Source organism: Rhodococcus sp. NPDC056960 (assembly GCF_042674125.1).
GTDB lineage: Bacteria > Actinomycetota > Actinomycetes > Mycobacteriales > Mycobacteriaceae > Rhodococcus_F.
Map to the genome: position 1 here is coordinate 296,282 of NZ_JBHURF010000008.1, position 25,025 is coordinate 321,306.

Sequence of the window (25,025 nt, forward strand, 5' to 3'; positions counted from 1 at the left end):
CGAAGCAACCGGTGCGTGCCTGGTGCCTGGTGCCTGTCGCCGCGAAAAGGCGCTTCCATATGCTGGGTGGTGCGCACGCCGTTCTCCGCAACATGGGTGTATGACGTGCGTCTCATCCCGACCGGCGTCCGACCCCCGAGCACGCCAATGAGCCAGAAAGCCAGAGGAACGCAGTGAGCACAGCGGAACTGACGCAGTGGAACTCCGAGGAAGCTCTCGCGGAAGCGATGATCCCGATTATCGGCGGTCTGCACCGCAGGCATTCGGTGACGATTCTGCTGCACAGCCGCTCGCTGGTGAACAAATCGGTCATCAAGATCCTGCGGACCCATCGCTTCGCCCGACAGATCCGTGGCGACGAGCTCTCCGTCGAGGAGACGTTCCCCTTCCTCGAGGCGCTGACCAGCCTCGATCTGCGGCCGTCGAAGATCGATCTCGGTCTGTTGGTGACCGCCTACCACGCCCACGGTGGCGGAGCGCCGATCCCCGAGTTCGTGGCGGAAAGCCTCGCCGACCTGGTCGGTGGTGCCCAGACGAGCCCCGCGCAGCCCCAGGATGTGGTCCTCTACGGATTCGGGCGTATCGGTCGACTCGTCACGCGCCTGCTCATCGAGAAGGCCGGTTCGGGTAACGGCCTGAACCTGCGTGCCGTGGTCGTCCGGAAGGGCGGCAAGGACGACCTGGTCAAGCGTGCGTCACTGCTGCGCCGCGACTCCGTCCACGGTCAGTTCAACGGCACGATCAAGGTCGACGACGAGAACAATGCGCTCATCGCCAACGGCAACATCATCAAGTTCATCTACAGCAACGATCCGACGAGTGTCGATTACACCGAGTACGGCATCGACAATGCGATCCTGATCGACAACACCGGAATCTGGCGTGACCGCGACGGGCTGTCGCAGCACCTCCGCCCCGGTGTGGCGAAGGTGGTGCTGACCGCGCCCGGCAAGGGTGACGTCCCCAACATCGTGCACGGCGTCAATCACCGCGACGTCGATCCGAACGAACGCATCGTGTCGTGCGCGTCCTGCACCACGAACGCCATCGTCCCGCCGCTGAAGACCATGGACGACGAGTTCGGCGTCGTGCGGGGCCACGTCGAGACCGTGCACTCGTTCACCAACGACCAGAACCTGCTGGACAACTACCACAAGGCCGACCGGCGCGGCCGATCGGCGCCGTTCAACCTCGTCCTCACCGAAACGGGTGCGGCCTCCGCTATTGCGAAGGCGCTTCCCGACCTGCAGGCCAAGATCACCGGCAATTCGATCCGCGTGCCCACGCCGGACGTGTCCGTCGCGATCCTCAACCTTCAGCTCCGTCGCGAGGCCACCAAAGATGAAGTGTTGGAGCACCTTCGCCAGGAATCACTCACCGGAGCGTTGAGCCGGAACCTCGACTACACCGCGGCAACCGACGCCGTGTCCAGTGACTTCATCGGCTCGCGCGCGGCGTGCATCGTCGATGCGAATGCCGCGATCGTCGACGGCGACACTGCCATCCTGTACGTCTGGTACGACAACGAGTTCGGCTACTCCTGCCAGGTGGTCCGCACCGTCCAGTACCTCTCTGGCGTGGAGTACCCCATCTACCCGGCGGTCGACGCGACCGCTGCCGCCGGAACGATCGCCTAGCGTCCGCAGGACTGGCCGGACGGGATGCGGGTGATCATTCGCAGTGGTCGCCCGCATCCCGGTGCGCAGCTATGCCTCACCGATTCCGACGGGTAACGGATCACCCGCATCGCGACCAACACACGCGGCCCTGGGCGGGCGCTACCGTTTTTCGATAGACCGAGTATGCGGCCGATCGAGGTCGGCGACGAATGCCCAGACGAACCCGACCCTTCAGCCCACGTGCGTCGGGTGATGACCGCATGGTCAGGGTCGTCCGGGGCGCCCTCATCGCCGTGATGCAGGGACTCCCGCGGCAGCTTGCCCGATCAGTGACCTGGGATCAGGGCACCAAACTGGCCCGCCACCACGAATTCACCGCCGCCACCGGCCTGCTCGAGGTCTGGGGGCAGGGAGTCTGCGCCGAGCTTCGGCAACGGATGCTTCCCCTGGTCACCGACCGAATCACCGACGCCGACAACCAGATCGCGGAGCTGACGGCGTTCTCGGCGCACCTCGCCGGTGTCCGCGCCGACCTTGCCGAACCAGCGCCGTCCGGCGCCTGCCGACCGGATTGCGGGTGCGTCACCGGCCCATCGTCGGCGCCGATACCCCTGACCCTCGAACGCCTCCGGCCGGAACCGTCACCGGCCCGAGAACTGTGGCAAGACGCACCGGTGGCCTGCACCCTGGGCGGCGACGAGTACAGCGAGCGGGCCCAGCAGTGGCAGCAGGTGCTGGACTCGGCCACCGGGCGCGAGGAGATCGGCGGTGGCATACGGGTGACGTTGCCGGCCGATCCGGATCTGGTCGCCGATGTGGCGCGCCTGGCCGTGGCGGAACAAGGCTGCTGCGCCTTCTTCGGCTTCACCATGCACCTGAGCCCCGATGAGCTGGAGTTGACCGTGCGCGCTCCGGAGACCGCAGAAGCGCTGCTGACCGAGCTGTTCGGGGCGAAGGTATGACGACACCTCGATGGCGAGGACCCACAGGGTGGAGAGCGATCGGGGTGGGCGTTACCGCAGTCGGTGCCTGCTCGCTGTGCTGCGCCCGGCCCGTCCTCACCGCCCTGGGGGGATTGTCGGTGCTGTCCGCGGTCGGGGCGGTGTGGGTGCCGGCCTTGACGGTTGCCGCGATCCTCGCCGTGTTGATGCTGCTGGCGGTGGTGCGCCGCCGCCGCGCCTCCACGTCCTGTGAGGTCGCGTCGTCGCCGGTGGATCTGGAGATGCCCACTGTGGGTGGGGGTGTGAACCAGCGCATCACCGCCGAACCGCGATGACCCGTTGTCGAGGTTGGCGGGTGAGAATGCCGTGGAGGCGTTCGTGGTGTTGATCGTCATCCCCCTGGCCTTGGCGTGGGTGACGCAGTTCTGTTCCGCCCGTGCACCATTGGGCAGGAAGGTTTCCGACGCCGTCACGTCGATCATGGTGCCGCTGATGGCGTCACACTCCTGGTGGTTGTCGCCTCGCAGGCTCCCAAGTAACCGGGCCTGTTTGGTGACCCCTCATTCCGGCACCCACGAGCCTCAGTCCGGTAGAGCCCGCCAGGAAATCGATGTGCGTTGCGACGACCGCTGGAATCCGCCCTACGGCGAGGTATGCACCATGAACTTTCCGCTGTAGGGACGATCAGCGATCGGCACTGGTTGGTTGCTCGCCGGTCACCGCCACGTCCTCGAGAACGTCGCGGACGACACCGATGACCCCTGGACAAATTCGGCGTCCTCGTTCATAGTCGACATGCCGCTAAGTGGCATTGCCATTTCACTAGATGGCAATTTCGATCTTGTCGACAGGAGTTCCCGTGTCCGATCAGCTGCTCGATGCCGCCGAGTTCCGTTCCACCGTGCGTGCGTTCGCCAACCGCGAGATCCACCCCGGCGCCGCGTTCCGCGACGAGACGCGGGAGTTCCCGGCCGATCTGGTGAAGCGGCTGGGCGAACAGGACCTCATGGGGATCTCGGTGCCCGAGGAATTCGGCGGCCTGGGCCTGTCCACCAAGACGCAGCTGATCGCGATCGAGGAGGTGGCCCGCACCGACGCCGCCCTCGCGTCGATCTACACCGCGCACTACCTGGGGCTCGAGCCCATCCTCGTCGGCGGCACCGAGGAGCAGAAGCGGCGGTGGCTGCCCCGGCTCGCGTCCGGCGAACTGCTCGCCGGGTTCGCCCTCACCGAACCGGACGCCGGTTCCGACATCGCGTCGATGCGCACGACAGCGCGGCGCGAGGACGACGGGTGGCACCTGTCGGGGTCGAAGACGTACATCTCCAATGCCAAGGAGGCCGATCTGGTCGTCCTGTTCGCCAAGACCGATCCGTCGGCGGGCTTCCGCGGCATCACCGCGTTCGTCCTCCCCCAGGGCACACCCGGCGTGAGCTACTCCGAGCCGCAGGACAAACTGGGAATCCGATCGGCACCCACCTACACCGTGTACCTCGACGACGTGGTGCTCCCCCACGACGCCGTCGTGGGAACCGAGGGCCGCGGCGGCAACATCGCGCTCACCGCCCTCAACCGGGCCCGCATCGACGTGGCCGCCATGGCCAACGGAATCGCGCTGCGCGCTTGGGAACTGGGCCGCTCCTACGCTGCCGAACGTAAGCAGTTCGGCCACCCCATCGCCGAGTTCCAGGCGGTCCAGCTGCTGCTCGGCGCGTGCGACGCGCAACTCGTCGCGTCCCGCGTCACCGCGGACTGGGCGGCCGACGTGAAGGATGCCGGAGCTGATCTGCGCCGCGCCGCCTCTGTGTCGAAATACGTGGCCACGGAGGCCTGTTTCTCGATCGTGGACCAGACGGTGCAGATCCACGGCGGCGCCGGCTTCATGCGCGAGTCCGAGATCGAACGCCTCTACCGTGACTGCCGGATCCTGCGGATCTTCGAGGGCACCTCGCAGATCCAGCTGCTCACCATCGCGTCCAACGCGCCGTCCCCGCGCTCCACCGATTTCTGAGAAGGGCCCACCTCCATGCCTACCCTGCCTCCCCTCGACGGCATCCGCGTCGTCGACCTCTCCCGCGTCCTGGCCGGACCGTACTGCACGGCGCTGCTCGCGGACGCCGGCGCCGACGTCGTCAAGATCGAGCCCGTCACCGGCGAGGACTCGCGGCACCTCGGACCGTTCCGCGACGGCGAAAGCATCTACTTCAACGTACTCAACCGTGGAAAGCGCTCGCTGGCACTGAATCTCAAGGACTCTGCGGATCGTCAGGTGCTGCTCGATCTCCTCGACACGGCGGACGTCCTCGTCGAAAATTTCCGGCCCGGCGTGACCGCCCGGCTCGGCATCGACTACGCCACCGTGCACGCCCGTAACCCCCGCCTCGTCTACGCGTCGATCTCCGGTTTCGGGCAGGACGGGCCGCTCGCCGGCTCGGCCGCCTACGACCTCGTGGTCCAGGCGATGTCCGGCATCATGAGCATCACCGGCTCCCCCGAATCCGGGCCGACCCGGCTCGGCGAATCGTTCGGTGACCTCGTCGCGGGACTCTTCGCCGCCTGGGGCATCAGCTCCGCACTGGTCGGAACCCGCCAATCGGGGGTGGGGCAGCACCTCGACGTCGCCATGTTCGACAGCATGCTGGCCATGCTCCCCACCGCGCACAGCCAGCTGCAGGCAACAGGGGTCGCACCGGCGGGAGTGGGCAATCGCCATCCCGTCTCCACCCCGTTCGACACGTACCGGGCGTCGGACGGGTTGTTCGTCCTCGCCGTCGCGAGCCAGGCCGGGTTCGAGAAGCTGGCGCACACCATGGATCGTGCAGACCTGCTCGGCGACAACCGTTTCGCCGACGACACGTCCCGCACCGAACACGAACCCGCCCTGCGCACGGAAATCGAGATCTGGGCGAAGGACAAGACCGTCGCCGAGGCGGTCGCGGTCCTCGGTGCGGCCGGACTCGCGAGCTCCGAGATCTGGGACGTGGAACAGGCGTTGTCGTCCGAGCAGAGCAGGCATCGACGGCTCGTGGAGTCGTTCGATCATCCGGTCGCGGGAACGATCGACTACGTCCGGCAGCCGGTCGTGTTCGGCGACAGCGCGCGTCCCGGCGTCCGCCGCAGTCCGCTCCTCGACGAACACCGGCAACCCCTGCTGTCGGAAATCGGATCACGGTAGATTCACGCCGACACCCGCGACCTCAGGAGACGCACCATGGCCCCCGGCGATGTGACCCGCAGCGCGAGCCGCACCTTCGAACTGCTCGGCGCGATCACCGAGCAGGGTGGGCTGACGCTCGGCGACGCAGCCAAGGCCGCCGGGCTCGCGACGAGCACGGCGCTGCGCCTGATCCGCAGCATGGAGCAGAGCGAGTTCCTCGTCCGCGGCGACGACAACGTCTACCGGGCCGGGCCGCGACTTCTCCAGATCGGCGCCCGGGCGATCAGCGACAACCAGTTGCTGTCCCGGGCCCGGCCGGCGATGGTCGCGATCGCGGAGGAGACCCGCGAATCGACGTACCTGTCGACGCACGGTCCCAAGGGCACTGCCCTGTATCTCGCGCAGATCGAGGGCACCCACGCGATCCGGCACATGGGCTGGGTGGGCCAGACGGTGCCGCTCGTGGGCACGGCCGTCGGCGCCGCGTTGCGGGGCGACCTGCAGAGCGAGGGATACGCGATCGCCCACGACACCATCGAGGACCACTCGACCGGCGTGGCGGCCCCGATCTACGACGCGGTGGGCCGGATCGTGGGCGCTCTCAGCGTCGTCGGGCCGACGTTCCGCCTCGATGACACCCTCTGCGCGCAGCACGGTCTGGTCCTCGCCGAGCGGTGCCGCGCCCTGTCGGCGGAACTGGGGTCCCCCACCCCGTGAGTGGGGTCAGCTGTCCATGCTGGTCCCGACGAATTCCCGGAACGTGAGGACCATCGGTTCGCGGGCCCGGCCGCGCCGGTAGATCAGCGAGAACGGCGCCTGGTAACCGAACGACGCGGGCAGGATCGGACGGAGCCGGTTCCGTGCGACCCAGTACTCCGCGTGTGCTCGGGTCGTCTACACCCTCGGCATCCTCATCGGCCAGGACATCTGGCAGCGGGCTGTTCACGGAACGGATTTCACGTTGAATATCAACTGGTTCATTTCCGCGCCAGCCTTTGACCCCAACGCCGCGACGAGATCAGTCGAGCCGTCCGCCCAGCATGCCCCGCAGCGAGCGCAGGCAGAGTTCACGTAGCTCGGTCTCCGCAACAGCGGGGTGGTCGAGCCAGTCCATGCAGACGGCGCGGACGAAGGCGATCCATCCGCGCACGGCGATGCCGACGAGTTCGCGTTCACTGCCGGGCGGATCGAGGGCGTCGACGATGCGCCGCTGCTGGGCGTCGAGTTCCCGCTCCACGATGGCCCGGATGTCGGCGTCGGCCGAGAGCGCTCCGTGGTTGATGGCCCGCACTCCGTGCCGGTGTCCGGCGACGTGCTCGAAGTACGCGTCGAGACCCGCCGCGACCTGTTCCTCGACGGGGAGGGTGGAGTCGGGGGCCGTCACCTCGAGCAGTCGTTCGGATTCGCGTTCGACGATCGCGGCGAAGAAGTCCCGTTTCGTCGGGAAGTAGTGGTACATCAAACCGCGCGACACCTCGGCGAGTTCCGCGACCTCTTCGATCCAGACGTCCTCGTACGGGCGGTCCGCGAACAGCCGCGCTCCGATGTCGAGCAACTGCGCCCGGCGCTGTTCCGGGGCGAGTCGACGGCGGGCGCTGGTCATGCCAGCCACCGTACTGCTTGACACCGGTTCAGTAAGGCGTACCTTGCGTACTAGACATCAATTCAGTAACGCAGGCCACATCGACACGGGGGTCGACAATGAGCGTCGAATCAATGCGCAGCACGGCGGAAGCGTCCATCCCGCATCCTCGATGGCGCCTTCCCGTCTTCGGCGACCTCTTCGGAATCAGCATCCGCACCCCCCTGCAGAATTCGATGGAGATCGGCAGGAAACTCGGGCCCATCTTCGAGCGCAACGTCCTCGGCAATCGGTTCGTGTTCGCGTCCGGCGCAGACATGGTGGCGGAACTCTCCGACGAATCCCGATTCGCCAAGCACCTGGCGCCCGGCGTGGCATCGCTGCGTGAGGTGGGCGGCGACGGGTTGTTCACCGCGTACAACCACGAACCGAACTGGAGCAAGGCACACAATCTGCTCGCCCCGGCGTTCACGAAATCCGCGATGCGGTCGTATCACCGCACGATGCTGGACGTCGCCGGCGAGCTCACGGAGCACTGGGACCAGCGCCTGGACGGCCCACCCGTCGACGTGTCCTCGGACATGACGAAGCTGACACTCGAGACCATCGGCCGCACCGGTTTCAGCTACTCCTTCGACTCCTTCACCCGGGAGCGGCCGCACCCGTTCGTGCAGGCGATGGTCGGTGCACTGAGCCATTCGCAGCGCACCACGTTCGTGAAGTCGACGGCACTCGGACGACAGCTGGCGCGACGGTCGGATCGCCGCAACGTCGCCAATCTGGAGCACATGGCCGAGGTCGTCGACGAGGTGATCCGCGCCCGCCGGGACAGTGCCGACGCGGGCCCCGAGGACCTGCTCGAACTCATGCTGCGGGCGGCCCGGGAGAACGACCCCAACCGGATCGACGAGTTGAACATCCGCCACCAGGTGGTCACGTTCCTCGTGGCGGGGCACGAGACCACCTCGGGCGCATTGTCGTTCGCCCTGTACTACCTGTCGCGACATCCCGAGGTGCTCGCCAGGGCGCAGGCGGAGGTCGACGAGGTCTGGGGCGACGACGAGCCGGCATTCGAGCAGATCGCCAAGCTCCGCTACGTGCGGAGGGTGCTGGACGAGGCGTTGCGGCTGTGGCCGACGGCCCCCGCGTACGGCCGGGAGGCGACCGTCGACACCACCCTCGTGGGCAAGTACCCGATGAAGGTCGGCGACTGGGTTCTCGTCCTCATCCCCGCCCTGCACCGCGACCCCGTGTGGGGTGACGATCCCGAGGCGTTCGACCCCGACAACTTCCTGCCCGAGCGCATCCGGTCCCGGCCCGCGCACGTGTACAAGCCGTTCGGGACCGGCGAGCGCGCCTGCATCGGACGGCAGTTCGCCCTCCACGAGGCGGTGCTGGTTCTCGGCACGATCCTGCGCCGGTACGACATCGTCGGCGACCCCGACTACCGGTTGAAGGTCGCCGAACGGCTCACCCTCATGCCCGAGGGCTTCACCCTGCAGATACGCCGGCGCTGACCGTCTTGACAGCCTCAAAGTGAGGGTTACTATCAAAATATAGTAACTTCCTTTCGAGTGGAGCTGTCATGAGCACAACGACGGTAAACGAAGTCCCTCGCCGCTGGTGGGCGCTCGGTGCCCTGTCCGTTGCCATGCTGACCATCGGTCTCGACATCACGGTGTTGACGGTGGCGCTGCCGACGCTGGCAGTCGATCTCGGGGCGAACAACTCGCAACTGCAATGGTTCAGTTCGGCGTACACGCTGGTCCTCGCCGCGGCGCTCCTGCCTGCGGGCGCGCTCGGCGACCGCTACGGCCGCAAGAAGCTTCTGCTCGGCGCACTCGTCCTGTTCGGCTTCGCGTCGCTGCTCTGCAGTTATGCGAGCACGTCGGGGCAGCTGATCGCGGGACGCACCCTGCTGGGGCTGGGCGCCGCGGTGATGATGCCGCTGTCGATGGCGGTGCTGCCCGTCCTGTTCCCCGACGCGGACGAACGGTCGCGCGCCCTGACCATCTGGGTGACGTCCACCGCGATCGGCCTGCCCCTCGGGCCGATTCTCGGCGGGTGGCTGCTCGAGAACTTCTGGTGGGGATCGGTGTTCCTCATCAACGTGCCGCTCGTCGTCGTCGGCGCGCTCGCCGTCGCCGCGCTGGTACCGGAGTCCCGCAGCGAGGAACGGTCGACCACCGACTACCTGGGCGCCGTGTTGTCTTCGCTCGGATTACTCAGCCTCACTTACGGTTTCATCAAGTCCGGCCAGGACGGCTGGGGTGACGCCCTGGCCTGGACGTCGATCGCGACGGGTGTCGTGGTGCTGGGGTTGTTCGCGATGTGGGAGCGGCGGTCGCGGCACCCGCTGATCGACATGTCGCTGTTCGCCAGCCCCGGGTTCCGCTGGGGCACGATCTTCACCACCCTCGTCAATTTCGGGATGTTCGGGCTGTTCTTCACGGTGCCGCAGTACTTCCAGGCCGTGCTCGGGGTCGACGCGCTGGGCAGCGGTCTCCGGCTGTTGCCGTTGATCGGCGGACTGCTGGTGGGCACCCGGCTCTGCGATCAACTGCTGCGCCGGGCGGGCGCCCGGCCGGTCATCGTCATCGGGTTCGTCCTCCTCACCGCGGGACTCGCGGCCGGTGCGACGACCTCCGTCGAGTCCGCGTACTGGTTCACCGCGGCATGGATCTCGCTCGTCGGCGCGGGAATGGGTTTCGTGATGCCGGCAGCGATGGGCGCGGCCCTGGGTGCGTTGTCGAACGAACGGTCCGGTTCCGGCTCCGCCCTGATCCAGGCGCTGCGGCAGGCGGGCGGCACGATCGGGGTCGCGGTGCTCGGCACCGTCCTCGCCACCCGCTACCGGTCCGAACTGGGAGAGCTGGACGTGCCTCCGGTCCGCGACGGGGTCAACGCCGGTGTCGCGGTGGCCAAGGCGACCGGCGACCCGTCGGTTCTCGCGCACGTCCAGACGGCGTTCGTGTCCGGGATGGGTCTGATGCTGTGGATCTGCGCGGGCATCTGCGCCGTCGCGGTCGTGCTCGCGGCGCGGTTCACGCCCCGCGACACCCCGGCCAGTGCCCAGGATGAGTCAGAATCGGTACATGTCCATTGATGCCCGCCCCGGTCTCCGGGAACGGAAGAAGGCGCGCACGCGGCTGACCATCCGTTCCGAGGCGTTTCGGTTGTTCGGCGAACAGGGGTACGCCGAAACCACGATCGAGCAGATCGCGGAGGCCGCGGACGTGTCGCCGAGCACGTTCTTCCGCTACTTCCCCACCAAGGAACAACTGGTCCTCGCCGACGATCTCGATCCGCCCATGATCGAGGCCATCGAGGCTCAACCGCCGGATGTCCCGCTGATCACCGCGTTCCGGAAGGCGGCCGAGTCCGTCTTCGCCGGCCTGTCCGAGGACGACATGGAGTTCGAGCGGACGCGTCAGGAACTGCTGTACTCGGTCCCGGAACTGCGCGGGGCCATCATGCAGGAAATGGTGCGCAGCATCGACATGATCGCGGGCGTCACGGCGCGCAGGGTCGGGCGCACCGCCGACGACTTCGAGGTCCGCGCGCTCGCCGGGGCCATCGTCGGCGTCGTCCTCGGTGTGGTCGATCTGCTGCCGGGGAATCTGCCGCTCGCCCTGCGCGCACTGGAATTCCTCGAGGACGGACTGCCGCTCGGGCGGAACACCACGTCGTAGCCCCCACACTCGGTCGCCCGATGTCGCATCGGTCTACTTCGACTGCACCGGTGTGACATCGGGCGAGGCCCGGTCAGGCCGAGGCGCGGGCGAGAGCTTCCGTGACGACGTGTTCGGCGATGGCCAGCGACGACGTCGCACCCGGCGACGGCGCGTTCCGGACGTGGATGACGCGGTCGGTTCCGGTGATGACGAAGTCGTCCTCGAGACTGCCGTCGGCGTTCATCGCCTGCGCGCGGATACCGCGGGGCCCGCGGGTGACGTCGGCGCGGCGCACGTCGGGCACGTACTTCTGCGCCTCCTTCACGAACTCGCCCGTGCTGAGGACGGTCCGGGCCTCGCGGACTGCCGCCGCCGTGTTCTGTACCGCGAACCGCCAGAATCCGGGGAACCCGACCGCCGACATCAGGTCGGACGCCGACCACCCCCGGCGGTCGTAGGCCTCGCGTCCGAAGGCGAGAAACGCGTTCGGGCCCAGCATGATCCGGCCGTCGATGCGCTTGGTCAGGTGAACCCCGAGGAACGGGTACCGCGGGTCCGGCACCGGGTAGATGAGCCCCTTCACGAGCGACGACCGCGCGGGCTCGAGCAGGAAGTAGTCGCCGAAGAACGGCACCACCCGCGGTGATCGCGGTTCGCCCGACATCAGCGCGACCCGGTCGGACTGCAAGCCGGCGCACGTAACCACCAGGTCGAAGCCCGCAGTGCCGTCCCGGGTGGTGACCACCGTGTCCGCCGCCCGGCTGTCCAGTCCCACGACCTCCCGGTCGAGCAGCACGCGCCCACCCGAGGCAGTGATGTCCGCGGCGAGAGCCTCCGCGACCGCCACGTAGTCGATGATCGCGGTGTGCGGCGAGTGCACGGCGGCGACACCCCGTGCGTGCGGTTCGATCTCGGGGATCTCCTCCCCCGGCAGCTTCCGGATACCCGGGACCCCGTTGGCGATCGCCCTGTCGTAGATGGCGTCCATCCGCGCGACTTCGGACGGGTCGTGGGCCACCACCACTTTGCCGCATTCCTCGTAGGCCACACCCTTGTCCTGCGCATACTGCTGCAGGAGGGTGACGCCACGGCGGCACAGGCGCGCCTTGAGGCTGCCGGGCGGGTAGTACAAGCCGGCGTGGACGACGCCGCTGTTGTGGCCGGTCTGGTGGGCCGCGACCCGGGTCTCCTTCTCGAACACCGTCACCTCGACGCCGTCCATGCGGTGCAGAAGTTCCCGGGCGACCGCCAGACCGATGATGCCGCCGCCGACGACGGCCGCACGAACCTTCGCCATGACCACCCCTCCATATACCGTTTTCGAGATATCATCGATGGTATGTCGACCACCCCTCGACGCACGTCCTTTCCCGGACTCGAGCACGTGTCCGATCGGCGTCGAGCGCTGCTGGACGAACTCGTCACCACCCGCCGCGAGCGCGGTCTGACGCAGACGGAGATCGCCGCCCACATGGGCACGTCGCAGTCGGCGGTGGCACGGCTCGAACGCGGCGACGTCGACCCGCGCCTGTCGACGCTCGAACGGTATGCGGAGGCCGTGGGCCGGACGGTCGACTGGACGATCTCAGCGCACCGGGAGTCATCACCATGATCTGGCCACCACCCACCCCACCGTCCGTCCCGCCGTTCCCCACACCCTGGCAGCCGGATCCGCGGCAGCCGTCCGAACCCGTCCACGGCACGTCGATCGCCGCCCCGGGCCCCGATTGGCTGGCCGAGCGCCTGTTCGACAAGCGGATCGTGTCGCTCACCGGCCGACTCGACGCCGAGGCCACCAACCGCGCGGCGGCGTCGCTGGCGCTGCTCGACGCGTCCGGCGACGACGAGGTCCAGTTGTGGCTGCAGGGCGTCGACGCGGACGTCGATGCGGCCGCCACCCTCCTCGACACCCTGGACCTGATGGGCGTCCCGCTCCACGTCCACTGCCGAGGCGACGTCCGGGGAATGGCGGTGGCCCTCCTCGCGCCGGCCGGCCGGCGGACGGCGGCACCGCATGCCGGCTTCCACCTGCGCGAACCGCAGACGTCCTGCGTCGGTCCGGCGTCCGACGTCGCGGTCGCCGCCGAACAGCACGAGCAGCAGCTGCGGCGACTGCAGCAGCGCATCGCCGACTTCTGCGGGCAGCCCCTCGACACGGTGATCGGCGACATGCGCGAGCACCGGATCCTCACCGCGGACGAGGCGCGCGACTACGGGCTGATCCATACCGTCACCGGCGCGCGTTCCGTCGACGGGAAGTAATCCGGCAGCGCCAACCGCGACCGCGACTCTTGCGCCCCGCACCTGGACGGGGGAATCATCCGAGGATGACGGTCGTACGATCGCGCATCACGGTCCACGGGGTGGTGCAGGGCGTCGGTTTCCGCCCGTTCGTCGCACGACTGGCCGAGGGCCTCGGCCTGCACGGCCACTGCGGCAACGACGACGTCAGCGTGTTCATCGAGATCGAGGGCAAGCCGGCCGCCGTGTCGGAGTTCGTGCGCAGGCTCCGCACGGACGCGCCGCCGATGGCGGTGATCGTCGACGCGACGGCGCAGCCGGTCCCGGTTCGCGGGGACGAGTCGTTCCGGATCATCGACAGCCGCCACGCCCCCGGCGCGCGGACGCTGGTGTCGCCGGACGTGGCGACGTGCGCCGATTGCCTGCGTGAACTGGCCGATCCGCACGACCGCCGGTATCGCCACCCGTTCGTCAACTGCACCAACTGCGGGCCGCGGTTCACGGTGATCACCGACCTGCCCTACGACCGGCCCAACACCACGATGGCCGAGTTCCCGCTGTGCGACGCGTGCCTGGCCGAGTACCGCGACCCCGCGGATCGCCGTTTTCACGCCCAGCCGGTGTGCTGCCCGGACTGCGGTCCGCACCTGTTCGCCGAGATCGACGGGCGCCGGATCGACGGCGACGACGCCGTCCTCGAGACGGTCCAGCAGGCGCTGCGGGACGGCAGGATCGTGGCGGTCAAGGGTCTGGGCGGGTTCCACCTCGTGTGCGATGCCGCCGACGCGACCGCGGTGGACACCCTCCGGGCGCGGAAGCACCGCCCGGACAAACCGTTCGCGGTGATGACGGCGAACCTGCCCGTCGCCGCCGAACTGTGCGACATCTCCGAATCCGAGAGGGCCCTGCTGCAACATTCGGCCAGGCCGATCCTGTTGCTGCGCAAGAGGAATACCACGGCGATCGCTGAAAGCATCGCACCCGGGATCGACGATCTCGGCGTGATGCTCCCGTACACCCCCCTGCATCACCTGCTCTTCACCCGGACACCGGGCAGCGACGTCGACCCGCCGCAGGTGCTGGTCATGACGTCCGGCAACCTGAGCGGCGAACCGCTGTGCTTCGACAACGACGACGCCCGCGACCGGCTGCGGGACATCGCCGACGTGTTCCTGATGCACGACCGCCGCATCGCGGTGCCATGCGAGGATTCCGTCCTGGCGGTGGCGGACGAGGCGGTGCTCCCGATCCGACGTTCTCGTGGGTTCGCTCCCCTGCCGGTGGTCCTCCCCGCGCACGGACCGGAGATCCTCGCGGTGGGCGCCGAGATCAAGAACACCTTCTGCCTGACCCGGCAGGACTACGCGTTCTGCTCGGCGCACCTCGGCGACATGGGCAGCCTGGAGAGTCAGCGCGCCTTCGAGACGTCGGTGCGGCAGCTGACGCATCTGCACGGCATCGCACCGGAGGCCGTGGTCGCCGACCGGCACCCCGGCTATTCGACGCATCACTGGGCCCGGCGCTACAGCGAGAGAACCGGCGTCCCCCTCCTCACCGTGCAGCATCACCACGCGCACGTCGCGTCGTTGATGGCCGAACACGGGCTGGTCGGGACGACGGTGCTCGGCGTCGCATTCGACGGCACCGGGTACGGCTGCGACACCACCGTGTGGGGCGGCGAACTCCTGCTCGTCGGCCCGGACATCCTCGACTCGCGGCGGGTGGGTCATCTGCAGCCCTTCTCGCTGCCGGGTGGTGACGCCGCCGTCCGCAATCCGGTGCGGGTGGCGCTGGCCCTGCTCCACGAGTGCGGGATCGCCGATGTCGACGGGCTGCCGTGCGTCGCGGCGATGCCGGCGAAGGAGCGTGAGGCGGTGGAGTCGCAACTCGTCTCGGGTGTCGGCTGCATCCGGACGACGAGCGCCGGCCGCCTGTTCGACGGGGTCTCCTCCCTGCTCGGGGTGCGGCATCGCATCACCTACGAGGCTCAGGCCGCCATCGAACTCGAGGCGCTCGCCCGGACCGCCGCGCACCCCGCCGAACTGGCAATGGAGGTGGAGAACGACCGGCTCGGTCTGCCCCTCCTGCTGTCCGGACTGGTTGCCGGACTACGCGACGGCATCCCGCCGGCGGCGCTCGCACTGGGCTTCCACCATGCCCTCGCGGCCGGGACGGCGGCACTCGTCGACCGGGCCGTCACCGCCACCGGTGCGACCACGGTCGGACTCACCGGAGGAGTCTTCCAAAACCGTTTATTCCTCGCACTGGTGAGAGCACACTGGGAGAGCAGCGGTTATCGAGTCCTCACCCACCACCGGGTGCCTCCCAACGACGGAGGACTCTCCCTCGGCCAGGCGGTGATCGGTGCCGCGGCAACCATGCGCGGACCGTGACGTCGGCAGCCCCCGACCGGCCGGCCCGGGACGGGAGCTAGTGGATGACCACCACCGCAGAGGCAGGCGGGCACCTTGTCGACACGGACCTGTCTGCGGATCTCGCTGCCGCGGCGTTGTCCCTGGCCCGAAGATTCCATGACGGTGCGACGCTCTGGGTTATTTCACCGCAGTGGGAACCGCACGCCCATCACGTGGCCGTGGAGTTCGTTCACCCGGTGATCATGGGCAAACGGGCGTTGCCGTCGGTGGCGCTCGTCGAACCGGATCCGGTGGCGCAGGCCCGGGTGGCGAGCAGACCCGGCGACATTCTGCTGGCGGTGGCGTCGGCGGACGAGCCCGCGGTGGTCGACGCGATGCGCCGGGCACCGGCGTGGGGCGCGATGACGTTGTGGATCGGGGCGGGCCCCCGACCTCCGGCCGGCGCGGCCAATCACATCCTCTGGGTCGACTCGGACGACCCGATGGTGCCGGCCACCGGGCGGTTCGTCCTCATGTACCACCTGCTGTGGGAACTCACCCACGTCTGCTTCGAGCATTCGGGGCTGCTGAAACCCGACACCGCGGACTGCGACGAGACGGTCTGCGTCACGTGCAGCGACGAGGGCCGCCTGGGCGAGGTGGTGATCGAGCCCGCCGAACCCCTCGGTCCGGCCCTGGTCCGCACCGCCGCCGGCGAGGAGTGGGTGGACGTCAGCGTTCTCGGCGACGTCCGGCCGAACGACCTCGTGCTGGTGCACGCGGGCGCGGCAATCACCCGACTCGACGACACGCCTCTCGACGACACGGGCGCGGAGGGGGACCGATGACCACACACGACTCGGAGAGCACCAGCTTCCTGTACCCGTTCATCGACTCGGAGGAGACCGACGCGCAGAGCCTCCTCGACGATCTCGCCGCCTCCGCGCGGGGGAAGGCCACCGAGAGCGCGCGCCTGCAGAAGGAGTCCCTCGACGAATACGGGGACGGCCTCGTCGCAGCCGGCACCGAGATGGCCGACCGGTTCCGCCGCGGCGGCCGCCTCTACACGTTCGGCAACGGCGGCAGTTCCACCGACGCCGCGACGCTGGCGACACTGTTCAGCCGCCCCGCCCGCGGACGCCCGGTGGCCGCCTGGTCGCTTGCCGCCGATCAGGCCGTGGTGACGGCCCTGGGCAACGACGTGGGCTTCGATCTGATCTTCAAGCGGCAGATCATCGCCCACGCGCGGGACCGGGACGTCGCGATCGCGCTGTCGACGTCCGGCAATTCGGACGATCTGATGACCGCACTCACCGAGGCGAAGCAGCGGGGCCTGCTCACCATCGGATTCGCCGGGCACGAGGGCGGTCGGATGGCGGCGATGGCCGAGAGCGGTGAACTCGATTTCTGCTACACCGTCCACTCGCAGAGCATCCACCGGATCCAGGAGAGCCACGCGATGCTCGGGTACCGGCTGTGGTCGGTCGCCCAGGAACATATGTCGCGGATCGCTCCGAAATCTGTGGAGGCTTCATGAGCACGACGGAACCGGCCACGTCGGCGGAACGCGAAGACCGCGTCCTCGAGCGGATCGACAAGTTCCGGCAACGCCGTCCGCGACTGCTCGACGAGGTGGTGACTCTCGCGCACGGTGCGGGCGGAAAGTCGTCGGCGGCGCTGGTGGACGCGGTGTTCGTCGAGGCGTTCCGCAACGACGAGCTCGAGCAACTCGGTGACGCCGCCGCGCTGAGCATGCCGTCGGGTGAGCGGCTCGCGTTCTCCACCGACTCGTATGTGGTTCAGCCGCTGCGCTTTCCGGGCGGTTCCATCGGGCACCTCGCTGTGCACGGCACCGTGAACGATCTGGCCGTGTCCGGTGCGCGCCCGCGGTGGTTGTCGGCGGCGTTCGTCATCGAGGAGGGTTTCCCGATCGCCGAACTGCGCGAGATCGTCGCCGACATGAGCGAGGCCGCGGTCCTGTCGGGGGTGCAGATCGTCACCGGCGACACCAAGGTCGTCGGCAAGGGCGCCGCCGACGGCGTCTACATCTCCACCGCCGGGGTCGGTGTCATCCCGGAGGGCAGGCGGCTGTCGCCCGACCTCGTGCGCGCGGGCGACAAGGTTCTGCTGTCGGGGACCATCGGCGCACACGGGATGGCCGTCATGCTCGCCCGCGGCGACCTCGCCATCGAGGCCGACATCGCCTCCGACACGGCCCCGGTCAATTCCCTGGTGGAGGCGTTGCTGGAGGCGGCCCCGTCGACGCGGTGGATGCGGGACGCCACCCGCGGCGGCGTCGGCACCGTGTGCAACGAACTGGCCCACGCCTGCCAGCTCGCCGTCATCATCGACGAGCACTCCCTGCCCGTCGAGCCTCAGGTGCTGGGCGCGTGCGACATGCTCGGCATCGACCCGCTGTACGTGGCGAACGAGGGCAAGTTCGTCGCCGTCGTCGCGGCGGAGGAGGCGGACGCCGCCGTCGCGGCGTTGCGGGCCCATCCGCGGGGAGGCGATGCCGCTGCGGTGGGCGAGATCCTGGCCGAGCCGCCGGGCATCGTCGCACTGCGAACCTCGTTCGGCGGCAGCCGGATCGTCGACATGCTCGTCGGCGACCCGCTTCCCCGAATCTGCTGAAGGTACAGCCCGAGAGGAGAACCACGATGTGTCTGGGGATACCCGGTCAGGTGGTCGACATCGTCGATGCCGAACAGCATCTGGCGAAGGTGGACGTGAACGGCGTCCAGAGAACGATCAGTGTGCGACTGCTCGCCGAAGAAGGTCTCGTCGTCGGTGACTGGGTGCTCGTGCACGTCGGCTTCGCGATGGCGAAGATCGACGAGATCGAGGCGCAGCTGACATTGGATCAGGTGCAGAAGATGGGCGCCGACTACGTGAACGAGATCGACGCGTTCAACTCGTCCGAAATCGCGTGACTACAGCAAGAACGAGGTAACAGGGATGAAGTTCGTCGACGAATTCCGGGACCCGGCGGCGGCGCGCGCCCTGGTCAAGTCCATCACCGAACTGGCCCGCGGCGACGAGTTCAAGTTCATGGAGGTGTGCGGCGGGCACACCCACACCATCTACCGGCACGGCATCGAACACCTGCTTCCCGAGTCCGTGGAGTTGGTGCACGGCCCCGGATGTCCGGTGTGCGTCATCCCGATGGGGCGCGTCGACGACGCCATGTGGCTCGCGGAGCAGCCCGGCGTCATCTTCACGACGTTCGGCGACATGATGCGGGTGCCCGGGTCCAAGGGCAACCTCATCGAGGCCAAGGCCCGCGGCGCAGATGTCCGATTCGTGTACTCGCCGCTGGACGCCCTGAAGGTGGCCCTCGACAACCCCGACCGCCAGGTGGTGTTCTTCGCCGTCGGGTTCGAGACCACCGCGCCGTCCACCGCGGTGACGCTGGTGCGCGCGCGGGCGCTGGGTGTGACGAACTTCAGCGTGTTCTGCAACCACGTCACGATCGTCCCGCCGATCAAGGCGATCCTCGAATCCCCCGACCTCCGGTTGTCGGGTTTCCTCGGTCCCGGCCACGTGTCCACCGTGGTGGGGCTGCGCCCGTACCGGTTCGTGAACGAGGTGTACGGGAAGCCGATGGTGGTCGCCGGTTTCGAGCCGCTCGACATCCTCGCGTCGGTGCACATGCTGCTCCAGCAGATCCGTGAGGGTCGTTGCGAGATCGAGAACCAGTACAAGCGGGTGGTCCGGGCGGAGGGCAACGTGCAGGCGCTGAAGCTGATGGCCGAGACGTTCGAACTGCGTCCGCACTTCGAGTGGCGCGGGCTCGGTTTCATCTCGCACAGTGCGCTCAAGGTCCACCGCGACTACGCCGAATTCGACGCCGAGGAGAAGTTCTCGATGCCGGGCGTGCGCGTCGCGGATCCGAAGGCCTGCCAGTGCGGCGAGGTCCTCAAGGGCGTCATCAAGCCGTGGGAGTGCAAGGTCTTCGGGACGGCCTGCACACCGGAGACCCCGATCGGCACGTGCATGGTCTCGCCGGAGGGTGCGTGCGCCGCGTACTACAACTTCGGCAGGTTGCACCGCGAGACGGCCCAATTGCTCGGTCAGCGAGGCTGACCGGTGACGCCGCGCGAACACACGATGCCGTCGGGGCACCGCGTGTTCGCGCAGTACGCGCACGCCCCGAACGCCCTGGGCTACTGCGGACCTCCCGGTTCGGAGCGACTGCAGGCGGTCGCGTGCGGTGGGGCGCCGGACACCGATGTGGTGGGTTTGGCGAAGCAGTTCAGCGGCGCGTGGCCGTACCAGGAGGTGATCGCGCGACTGGCCGGGATCCCGGACCCCTTGGACGAGAGCGTCGTTCGAGCCTACTGGATCGCGGACGAGCTCTCCGACCGCATCGACCGTGCCGAGTTCGGCACCGAACTGCTCGCCCGCCTCGCGTCGCAGGCCGGCCAGTACTGGAAGCACCTCACCGAGGACCTGCTCGGGGAGGCGGCGCCCACCCACAACTTTCACGTGTTCGGGGTGTATCCGTGGTCGCGGCTGCTGGACACCGGAATGCCTCAGCCACTGCAGGTTCTCGACTCGTGCCGCATCCGCTGGGGTGAGGTGGTCGGTCTCGATCACGATCGTGCGGTGGTCCGGTCCCGGCGACTGCGGTGGGACGGTACCCGACTGGCCCTCGGGCCCGAGCAGGACGACCCGGCCGACTACCGCGTGCCCGAAGGAGCTTTCGTCGCCGGCCTGACGGTCGGCGACCACGTCGCGGTGCACTGGGATTTCGTGTGCGACCGCCTCGACCCCGATCGGGTCGGCAGGCTGCGCAGGCAGACGGAATGGCAACTTGCACAGACCAATCAGCGACTTGCCGGGGAGGTGACTCCGACCTCACCGAAACGGACCGACGCGAACGTTTCCCCGTTACCATGACTACAACTCACGGCCTGTGGCCGGATCGGAGCGACATGAAGAAGATTCTCAATTCCCTGTCCGAGGACGAGTTCGTGCTGATCCGTGAGACCAAGAAGTCGCAGATGGCCGATCTCGACGAGGACAAGCTGATCAAGCTGCACACCCGCATTCGCCGCGCCCGGAACAAGCACGTCAAGCTGTACCGCCAGGAAGGCGCGGCGAAGGTCGAAAACAAGGGTGCGCGCGGGGCCGGGAAGGCAGCCAACGTGCGCAACGCCGACAAGGCGGAGGTCTTCGAGGCGGCACTGAGCCGGGTGAGCCGCCAGTTGGCGACGGCGGCCCGAGCCAGCGCCCGGGACCTGAAGGACGAACGACTCGCCCGCGCGCGCAGCGACTCCCCCTCCTTCAGCGACATCGGCAACAGCGACGGCAAGGTCGCGTCGTCCGGCAAGGCACGCGTCGACGCCACCCGGAAATCCTCCGGCCGCAAGAAGTACGAGGCATCCACCATCGCCGAAGGCGCACGCCGGCAGGCGAAGAAGGACAAACGGTAGGTCCGGTCGCGGGCCTCAGGGGTGTTCGCCCATATCGAGCATTCCGCGGCGGGTGGCCGCGTCATGCAGGATCAGCAGGTTCAACGCGGCGAGGGTGAACCCGGAGAGCAGGGCGTAGCGGCGGATTCCGAACCCGCGAAAGGACCCACGATGCATTGTCATCCGGTTCTTCTTCAGGTCCGCGAACAGGCTGTCGATGACGACCCTGCGGTGTCGGGACGCCTCCCAGGCGAGGGTGCCGTGCTGGTACGGCATCCGTAAGTCCGGGTAGCCCGTGTCGCCCGGGTGATCGTGCGCCGCACCCGCATGCCGTGCCTGATGCGCAGGAGGTCGTTGGCACGCTCCGGGGCCCATGTGGTCGGACTATGCTCGGGTGATGGTCACGACACGCAGCCGTGACACCTAGGTGCACCCGAGGCAACCCCGATGGTCGACCCGCTCGCGACGCAGCGCGACGCATACGCTGGGGTACCGGCTGAACTGGTAGCTGCCGGGTTCGAAGATCCGAAGGAAATCGGACGCGGCGGGTTCGGCGTCGTGTACCGCTGCGTACAGCGCGCTCTGGAGCGAACCGTAGCGGTAAAGGTCCTCACCGCCGACCTCGAGCCGGACAACCTCGAGCGCTTCGTCCGCGAGCAGGCCGCGATGGGCAAACTGTCCGGACACCCCCACATCGTCAGCATCTTTCAGGTCGGCGCGACGACCTCGGGGCGGCCGTACATTGTGATGCAGTATCACCCGCACGGGTCTCTCGATGCCGAGATCCAGCACAGCGGACCCATCGGCTGGCGAGACGCCCTGCACCTGGGCGTGAAGATGGCCGGCGCCTTGGAGACCGCGCACCAGCGGGAGATCCTGCACCGCGACGTCAAACCTGCGAACATTCTGCTCACCGAATACGGCGAACCGCAGCTCACCGACTTCGGCATCGCCCGCATCAGCGGCGCCTTCGAAACGACCAGCGGAGTCATCACCGGGTCCCCCGCGTACACCGCTCCCGAGGTTCTGCAGGGCCAGCCGTCCGCGGCGACCTCGGACGTGTACAGCCTGGCGTCGACCCTGTTCTGCGCCGGAACCGGGCATGCGATCTACGAGCGCCGCAAGGGTGAGCAGCTGGTCGTCCAGTTCCTTCGGATCACCAAGCATCCGACGCCGGACCTGCGAGCTTCGGGTCTTCCGGCGGACGTCTGTGAGGTGCTCGAGCAGGCAATGTCCCGCGATCCGCGGGACCGACCCGCGACGGCGGCAGAGTTCGGCGAGTTGCTTCGCGCGGTACAGCGCAGCCACGGCATGCCGGTCGACGATATACCGGTGCCGATTCCGGCGCCGGAGGGCCGCAGCGCATCCAGGTCCACGACCGGGTCGCTGCGGAGTATGTATCCGATCCGGTCGCCGCTCACTCCACCGGCCCCGGCCACCAGATTCCGTCCACCCACCCCCGCGCGTGCCCTAGTACGACGGGACCGGTTGATCGAGACGATGCGCGCCGGGCAGTCCCGGAAGCTGACCGTGATCCATGGGCCCACCGGGTTCGGCAAGAGCACCCTCGCCTCGCAGTGGTGCGATCTGCTGACTGCCGAAGGCGTCAGCGTCGCATGGCTGACCGTCGACAACGACGACAACAACCTGGTGTGGTTCCTGTCCCATCTGATCGAGGCCATCCGCGCGGTCCGGCCCACACTGGCCACCGAACTCACCGAGGTGCTCGAGGAGCGGGGGGACGAGTCCGAACGCTACGTGCTCACCTCATTGATCAACGAGATTCATCTGAGCGACGAACCGATGACGCTGGTGATCGACGACTGGCACGTGGTCACCGAGAAACCCACGATAGCGGCGCTGCGCTACCTCTTGAAAAATCTGTGCCCCGCGCTGAAGGTTGTCATCACCAGCCGCAGCCAGAGCGGGTTGCCGATGAATCGCATGCGGATGCAGGACGAACTGGTCGAGATCGACTCCACCGCGATGCGATTCGACATCGACGAGTCGGAGCATTTCCTGGTCGAGCTACGAGGGCTGGCCCTCGATCACAGTGACGTCGAGGATCTCACCACCTCCACCGACGGCTGGGTGGCGGCGCTGCAGCTCGCATCGTTGTCGCTGCAGGGTTGCGATGATCCGTCCCGATTGATCAGTTCCATGACCGGTGGCCACCACGCGATCAGCGAGTTCCTCGCCGAGAACGTGCTCGACACACTGGAACCGTCGATGCTGGATTTCTTGTTGGCCACCTCGACTACCGACCGAATCTGCGGGGATCTCGCCACCGCACTGACCGGGGTGCCACGCGGACAGGAGATGCTCGAGGAGGTCGAAGAGCGCGATCTGTTCCTCAACCGTATCGACGATCAATGGTTCCGCTTCCATCACATGTTCGCCGAGTTCCTGCGGCACCGGCTCGAACGAGATCAGCCGGATCGAGTCGCGCGGTTGCATCGCATCGCCTCGGACTGGTTCGCGAAGAATCGATTGGTCAGCGACGCAGTCGATCACGCGCTCGCCGCCGGTGACGTGCCGCGGGCGGTCGAGATCATCGAGAACGACGGACTCTACATGTTCGCGCACTCCCAGATGTCGACATTGATCGGCTGGGTCGACAAACTCCCACCGGCGATCGTGCAAACTCACCCCCGACTGCAACTCGCCCTGGCCTGGGCGAACATCTTGCTGCACCGCGCCGACGCCACCAGCCAGGCGTTGACACTGGTGGAATCCACCCTCGCCGAATCCGGCCTCAGCGCCGATGAGATCGCCGATGTGCGCGCCGAGGCCGACGTGGTGCGCGCCCTCGTCGCGCTGCGCGCCGACCACCTCGAGGGCATCGACGAACACATTGCGCCGTGCCTGGCCCGACCGGACAGCGTCCGCCCCTTCGTCGCCGGCAAGGCTGCCAACCTCGCCACCTTCGCCGCCGCCTACCGGTGCGACCTCGACGAGGTCAACCGCCTGCAGGCCTGGGCATCGACCTATTTCGACCGCGGCCGGGATTCGTTCAACCCCATCCACGGATTGTGCTTCACCGGGCTGGCAACCCGGCTGCTGCTCGACCTCCACACGACCGAGGAGTGCTTCCGCAAGGCCCTGAAGCTGGCCAAGCAGTCCGGGGGAAGTCACTCGTACACCGCTCGCCTGGCGAGTTCGTTGCTCGGCGAGTCGCTCTACGACCGGGGGGAGCTCGACGAAGCCGAACGTCTGCTGGACGAAGGGTACAAGCTGGGACCCGAAGGGGGGCCGGTCGATTTCAAGATCGCACGATACGTCTCCGGCGCCCGGGTCAAGGCGGTGCTCGGCGACCGGGACACCGCGGTCCGCCGGCTGCACGAGGGCGCGCAGATCGCGCGGGAGCTGTCGCTGACGCGTCTGGCTGCACTGGCAGAGAACGAACGGATCCGGTTGGGCCTTCCCGCCGACTCGGAGTTCGGGGTGTTGCCGATGGTGTCCTATGACGATCGTCGGGCCCCCGTCGACGTGATCGACGACATCACCGTCCAGCACGAGGAGGCGTCGGCTATCCGGACGCTGCTCATCGAGCAGAACCCGGAACAGGTGGCGCTCGCCTGCCGGTGGGCGCAGGAATGGGTCGACCATCTGACTGGGCGGCACCGCCCGCAGGCTCTGCTGCGGGCCAGGCGGCTGCTGGTGGCCTGCCTGGCCGCGGCCGGGAGGCCCGACGAGGCCAAGACCCTCCTGGCGACCATTGCCGCCCAGTGCGCCCACCTCGGATCGGTTCGCTACCTCCTCGACGGCGGACCGTACGTGACGGCCACCCTCTCGGATCTGCTCGCCGACCAGCAGAACGGGAACTGGCGACCTGAATGGCCGGAGGTGCCCGCGGACTTCCTCGCCGGGTTGGTCGATGCCAAGGTAGTGCACACGATCTGAGCCCGCCTCGACCGACGAACTGCTCGCCGCTGCGGTCCCCGCGACTGGGCCATCGGCCGGTCGATCGGCGCCGATGGACCGCGCGACGGGGGTGGGGTTCGGGAACGTCCTGCGCGTCGGAGCCGGTGCGAACCCGA

Annotated in this window: 23 protein-coding genes; 20 read left to right on the top strand and 3 right to left on the bottom strand. The window is 68.0% G+C overall.

The features are described 5' to 3' along the window. Positions 1 to 173: 173 nt before the first annotated feature. From ACFTWF_RS15350 to ACFTWF_RS15375, 6 genes are all read left to right on the top strand, one after another. Complete coding sequence (locus tag ACFTWF_RS15350) at positions 174 to 1,637, top strand: glyceraldehyde-3-phosphate dehydrogenase (RefSeq protein WP_378462059.1); 1,464 nt, start codon at positions 174 to 176, stop codon at positions 1,635 to 1,637. 242 nt (positions 1,638 to 1,879) lie between these two features. Continuing rightward, entirely contained in the window at positions 1,880 to 2,581 is a 702-nt protein-coding gene (locus tag ACFTWF_RS15355) for a heavy metal-responsive transcriptional regulator (protein ID WP_378462060.1), read from the top strand. Between the two features lie 44 nt (positions 2,582 to 2,625). Continuing rightward, positions 2,626 to 2,895 carry a hypothetical protein gene (locus ACFTWF_RS15360; protein WP_378462061.1) on the top strand — a complete coding sequence of 90 codons (270 nt, stop codon included), beginning with the start codon at positions 2,626 to 2,628 and terminating at the stop codon, positions 2,893 to 2,895. Between the two features lie 524 nt (positions 2,896 to 3,419). Continuing rightward, on the top strand, positions 3,420 to 4,571 hold the full coding sequence (locus ACFTWF_RS15365) for an acyl-CoA dehydrogenase family protein (protein WP_378462062.1): 1,152 nt from the start codon (positions 3,420 to 3,422) through the stop codon (positions 4,569 to 4,571). A 15-nt stretch (positions 4,572 to 4,586) separates the two neighbouring features. Further along, positions 4,587 to 5,735: a CaiB/BaiF CoA transferase family protein gene (locus tag ACFTWF_RS15370; RefSeq protein WP_378462063.1), complete on the top strand. Its 1,149-nt coding sequence runs from the start codon at positions 4,587 to 4,589 to the stop codon at positions 5,733 to 5,735. A 36-nt stretch (positions 5,736 to 5,771) separates the two neighbouring features. Then, complete coding sequence (locus ACFTWF_RS15375; RefSeq protein WP_378462064.1) at positions 5,772 to 6,434, top strand: IclR family transcriptional regulator; 663 nt, start codon at positions 5,772 to 5,774, stop codon at positions 6,432 to 6,434. 301 nt (positions 6,435 to 6,735) lie between these two features. Here ACFTWF_RS15375 and ACFTWF_RS15380 read toward each other — a convergent pair whose 3' ends face one another. Beyond that, entirely contained in the window at positions 6,736 to 7,320 is a 585-nt protein-coding gene (locus ACFTWF_RS15380) for a TetR/AcrR family transcriptional regulator (protein WP_378462065.1), read from the bottom strand. A gap of 98 nt (positions 7,321 to 7,418) precedes the next feature. Here ACFTWF_RS15380 and ACFTWF_RS15385 point away from each other — a divergent pair, with 98 nt between their 5' ends. The 3 genes from ACFTWF_RS15385 to ACFTWF_RS15395 all read left to right on the top strand — a co-directional run bounded on the left by ACFTWF_RS15385 (position 7,419) and on the right by ACFTWF_RS15395 (position 10,991). Next, positions 7,419 to 8,816 (top strand): cytochrome P450, encoded by a 1,398-nt coding sequence (locus tag ACFTWF_RS15385; RefSeq protein WP_378462066.1) that lies wholly within the window; start codon positions 7,419 to 7,421, stop codon positions 8,814 to 8,816. 68 nt (positions 8,817 to 8,884) lie between these two features. Beyond that, positions 8,885 to 10,405: an MFS transporter gene (locus tag ACFTWF_RS15390; protein WP_378462067.1), complete on the top strand. Its 1,521-nt coding sequence runs from the start codon at positions 8,885 to 8,887 to the stop codon at positions 10,403 to 10,405. Next, complete coding sequence (locus tag ACFTWF_RS15395; RefSeq protein WP_378462068.1) at positions 10,395 to 10,991, top strand: TetR family transcriptional regulator; 597 nt, start codon at positions 10,395 to 10,397, stop codon at positions 10,989 to 10,991. Before ACFTWF_RS15390 ends, ACFTWF_RS15395 begins: the two co-directional genes overlap by 11 nt. A 73-nt stretch (positions 10,992 to 11,064) precedes the next feature. Here ACFTWF_RS15395 and lhgO read toward each other — a convergent pair whose 3' ends face one another. Further along, a complete protein-coding gene (lhgO, locus tag ACFTWF_RS15400) occupies positions 11,065 to 12,270 on the bottom strand; it encodes an L-2-hydroxyglutarate oxidase (RefSeq protein ID WP_378462069.1) in 1,206 nt (401 codons plus the stop codon). Between the two features lie 42 nt (positions 12,271 to 12,312). On the opposite strand from lhgO, the gene ACFTWF_RS15405 reads away from it, so the two are divergent. The 10 genes from ACFTWF_RS15405 (at position 12,313) to ACFTWF_RS15450 (ending at position 21,006) form a co-directional block, all read left to right on the top strand. Then, positions 12,313 to 12,585, top strand: coding sequence for a helix-turn-helix domain-containing protein (locus ACFTWF_RS15405; RefSeq protein ID WP_378462070.1), 273 nt, complete (start codon positions 12,313 to 12,315; stop codon positions 12,583 to 12,585). Then, positions 12,582 to 13,235, top strand: coding sequence for an ATP-dependent Clp protease proteolytic subunit (locus tag ACFTWF_RS15410; protein ID WP_378462071.1), 654 nt, complete (start codon positions 12,582 to 12,584; stop codon positions 13,233 to 13,235). Before ACFTWF_RS15405 ends, ACFTWF_RS15410 begins: the two co-directional genes overlap by 4 nt. A 65-nt stretch (positions 13,236 to 13,300) precedes the next feature. Beyond that, complete coding sequence (gene hypF, locus ACFTWF_RS15415) at positions 13,301 to 15,607, top strand: carbamoyltransferase HypF (RefSeq protein WP_378462072.1); 2,307 nt, start codon at positions 13,301 to 13,303, stop codon at positions 15,605 to 15,607. 44 nt (positions 15,608 to 15,651) lie between these two features. Continuing rightward, entirely contained in the window at positions 15,652 to 16,416 is a 765-nt protein-coding gene (locus ACFTWF_RS15420) for a hydrogenase assembly protein HupF (protein WP_378462073.1), read from the top strand. Beyond that, a complete protein-coding gene (locus tag ACFTWF_RS15425) occupies positions 16,413 to 17,105 on the top strand; it encodes an SIS domain-containing protein (protein ID WP_378462074.1) in 693 nt (230 codons plus the stop codon). Before ACFTWF_RS15420 ends, ACFTWF_RS15425 begins: the two co-directional genes overlap by 4 nt. Beyond that, positions 17,102 to 18,202: a hydrogenase expression/formation protein HypE gene (gene hypE, locus ACFTWF_RS15430; protein ID WP_378462075.1), complete on the top strand. Its 1,101-nt coding sequence runs from the start codon at positions 17,102 to 17,104 to the stop codon at positions 18,200 to 18,202. Before ACFTWF_RS15425 ends, hypE begins: the two co-directional genes overlap by 4 nt. A gap of 26 nt (positions 18,203 to 18,228) precedes the next feature. Next, on the top strand, positions 18,229 to 18,501 hold the full coding sequence (locus tag ACFTWF_RS15435; RefSeq protein WP_005244643.1) for a HypC/HybG/HupF family hydrogenase formation chaperone: 273 nt from the start codon (positions 18,229 to 18,231) through the stop codon (positions 18,499 to 18,501). Positions 18,502 to 18,526: 25 nt separating this feature from the next. Continuing rightward, positions 18,527 to 19,654 carry a hydrogenase formation protein HypD gene (gene hypD / locus ACFTWF_RS15440; protein WP_378462076.1) on the top strand — a complete coding sequence of 376 codons (1,128 nt, stop codon included), beginning with the start codon at positions 18,527 to 18,529 and terminating at the stop codon, positions 19,652 to 19,654. 24 nt (positions 19,655 to 19,678) lie between these two features. Then, positions 19,679 to 20,470 (top strand): DUF6390 family protein, encoded by a 792-nt coding sequence (locus ACFTWF_RS15445; protein ID WP_378462100.1) that lies wholly within the window; start codon positions 19,679 to 19,681, stop codon positions 20,468 to 20,470. 35 nt (positions 20,471 to 20,505) lie between these two features. After that, the gene (locus tag ACFTWF_RS15450; protein WP_378462101.1) at positions 20,506 to 21,006 is read left to right on the top strand and encodes a hypothetical protein; all 501 of its coding nucleotides are present in this window, start codon (positions 20,506 to 20,508) and stop codon (positions 21,004 to 21,006) included. A 15-nt stretch (positions 21,007 to 21,021) separates the two neighbouring features. Here ACFTWF_RS15450 and ACFTWF_RS15455 read toward each other — a convergent pair whose 3' ends face one another. Then, entirely contained in the window at positions 21,022 to 21,261 is a 240-nt protein-coding gene (locus ACFTWF_RS15455) for a hypothetical protein (RefSeq protein ID WP_378462077.1), read from the bottom strand. A 171-nt stretch (positions 21,262 to 21,432) separates the two neighbouring features. Here ACFTWF_RS15455 and ACFTWF_RS15460 point away from each other — a divergent pair, with 171 nt between their 5' ends. Beyond that, positions 21,433 to 24,888: a protein kinase gene (locus ACFTWF_RS15460; RefSeq protein ID WP_378462078.1), complete on the top strand. Its 3,456-nt coding sequence runs from the start codon at positions 21,433 to 21,435 to the stop codon at positions 24,886 to 24,888. Positions 24,889 to 25,025: the final 137 nt, after the last annotated feature.

Excerpts from the sequence above, each read along its gene's own strand:
- ACFTWF_RS15405 (WP_378462070.1), top strand. The coding sequence starts at position 12,313 with ATGTCGACCACCCCTCGACGCACGTCCTTTCCCGGACTCGAGCACGTG.
- ACFTWF_RS15460 (WP_378462078.1), top strand. The coding sequence starts at position 21,433 with ATGGTCGACCCGCTCGCGACGCAGCGCGACGCATACGCTGGGGTACCG.
- ACFTWF_RS15445 (WP_378462100.1), top strand. The coding sequence starts at position 19,679 with ATGCCGTCGGGGCACCGCGTGTTCGCGCAGTACGCGCACGCCCCGAAC.
- ACFTWF_RS15380 (WP_378462065.1), bottom strand. The coding sequence starts at position 7,320 with ATGACCAGCGCCCGCCGTCGACTCGCCCCGGAACAGCGCCGGGCGCAG.
- ACFTWF_RS15455 (WP_378462077.1), bottom strand. The coding sequence starts at position 21,261 with ATGCCGTACCAGCACGGCACCCTCGCCTGGGAGGCGTCCCGACACCGC.
- lhgO (WP_378462069.1), bottom strand. The coding sequence starts at position 12,270 with ATGGCGAAGGTTCGTGCGGCCGTCGTCGGCGGCGGCATCATCGGTCTG.
- ACFTWF_RS15355 (WP_378462060.1), top strand. The coding sequence starts at position 1,880 with ATGGTCAGGGTCGTCCGGGGCGCCCTCATCGCCGTGATGCAGGGACTC.
- hypD (WP_378462076.1), top strand. The coding sequence starts at position 18,527 with ATGAAGTTCGTCGACGAATTCCGGGACCCGGCGGCGGCGCGCGCCCTG.
- hypF (WP_378462072.1), top strand. The coding sequence starts at position 13,301 with ATGACGGTCGTACGATCGCGCATCACGGTCCACGGGGTGGTGCAGGGC.
- ACFTWF_RS15385 (WP_378462066.1), top strand. The coding sequence starts at position 7,419 with ATGAGCGTCGAATCAATGCGCAGCACGGCGGAAGCGTCCATCCCGCAT.
- ACFTWF_RS15435 (WP_005244643.1), top strand. The coding sequence starts at position 18,229 with ATGTGTCTGGGGATACCCGGTCAGGTGGTCGACATCGTCGATGCCGAA.
- ACFTWF_RS15395 (WP_378462068.1), top strand. The coding sequence starts at position 10,395 with ATGTCCATTGATGCCCGCCCCGGTCTCCGGGAACGGAAGAAGGCGCGC.
- ACFTWF_RS15375 (WP_378462064.1), top strand. The coding sequence starts at position 5,772 with ATGGCCCCCGGCGATGTGACCCGCAGCGCGAGCCGCACCTTCGAACTG.
- ACFTWF_RS15450 (WP_378462101.1), top strand. The coding sequence starts at position 20,506 with ATGAAGAAGATTCTCAATTCCCTGTCCGAGGACGAGTTCGTGCTGATC.
- ACFTWF_RS15370 (WP_378462063.1), top strand. The coding sequence starts at position 4,587 with ATGCCTACCCTGCCTCCCCTCGACGGCATCCGCGTCGTCGACCTCTCC.
- ACFTWF_RS15390 (WP_378462067.1), top strand. The coding sequence starts at position 8,885 with ATGAGCACAACGACGGTAAACGAAGTCCCTCGCCGCTGGTGGGCGCTC.
- ACFTWF_RS15420 (WP_378462073.1), top strand. The coding sequence starts at position 15,652 with ATGACCACCACCGCAGAGGCAGGCGGGCACCTTGTCGACACGGACCTG.
- hypE (WP_378462075.1), top strand. The coding sequence starts at position 17,102 with ATGAGCACGACGGAACCGGCCACGTCGGCGGAACGCGAAGACCGCGTC.
- ACFTWF_RS15410 (WP_378462071.1), top strand. The coding sequence starts at position 12,582 with ATGATCTGGCCACCACCCACCCCACCGTCCGTCCCGCCGTTCCCCACA.
- ACFTWF_RS15425 (WP_378462074.1), top strand. The coding sequence starts at position 16,413 with ATGACCACACACGACTCGGAGAGCACCAGCTTCCTGTACCCGTTCATC.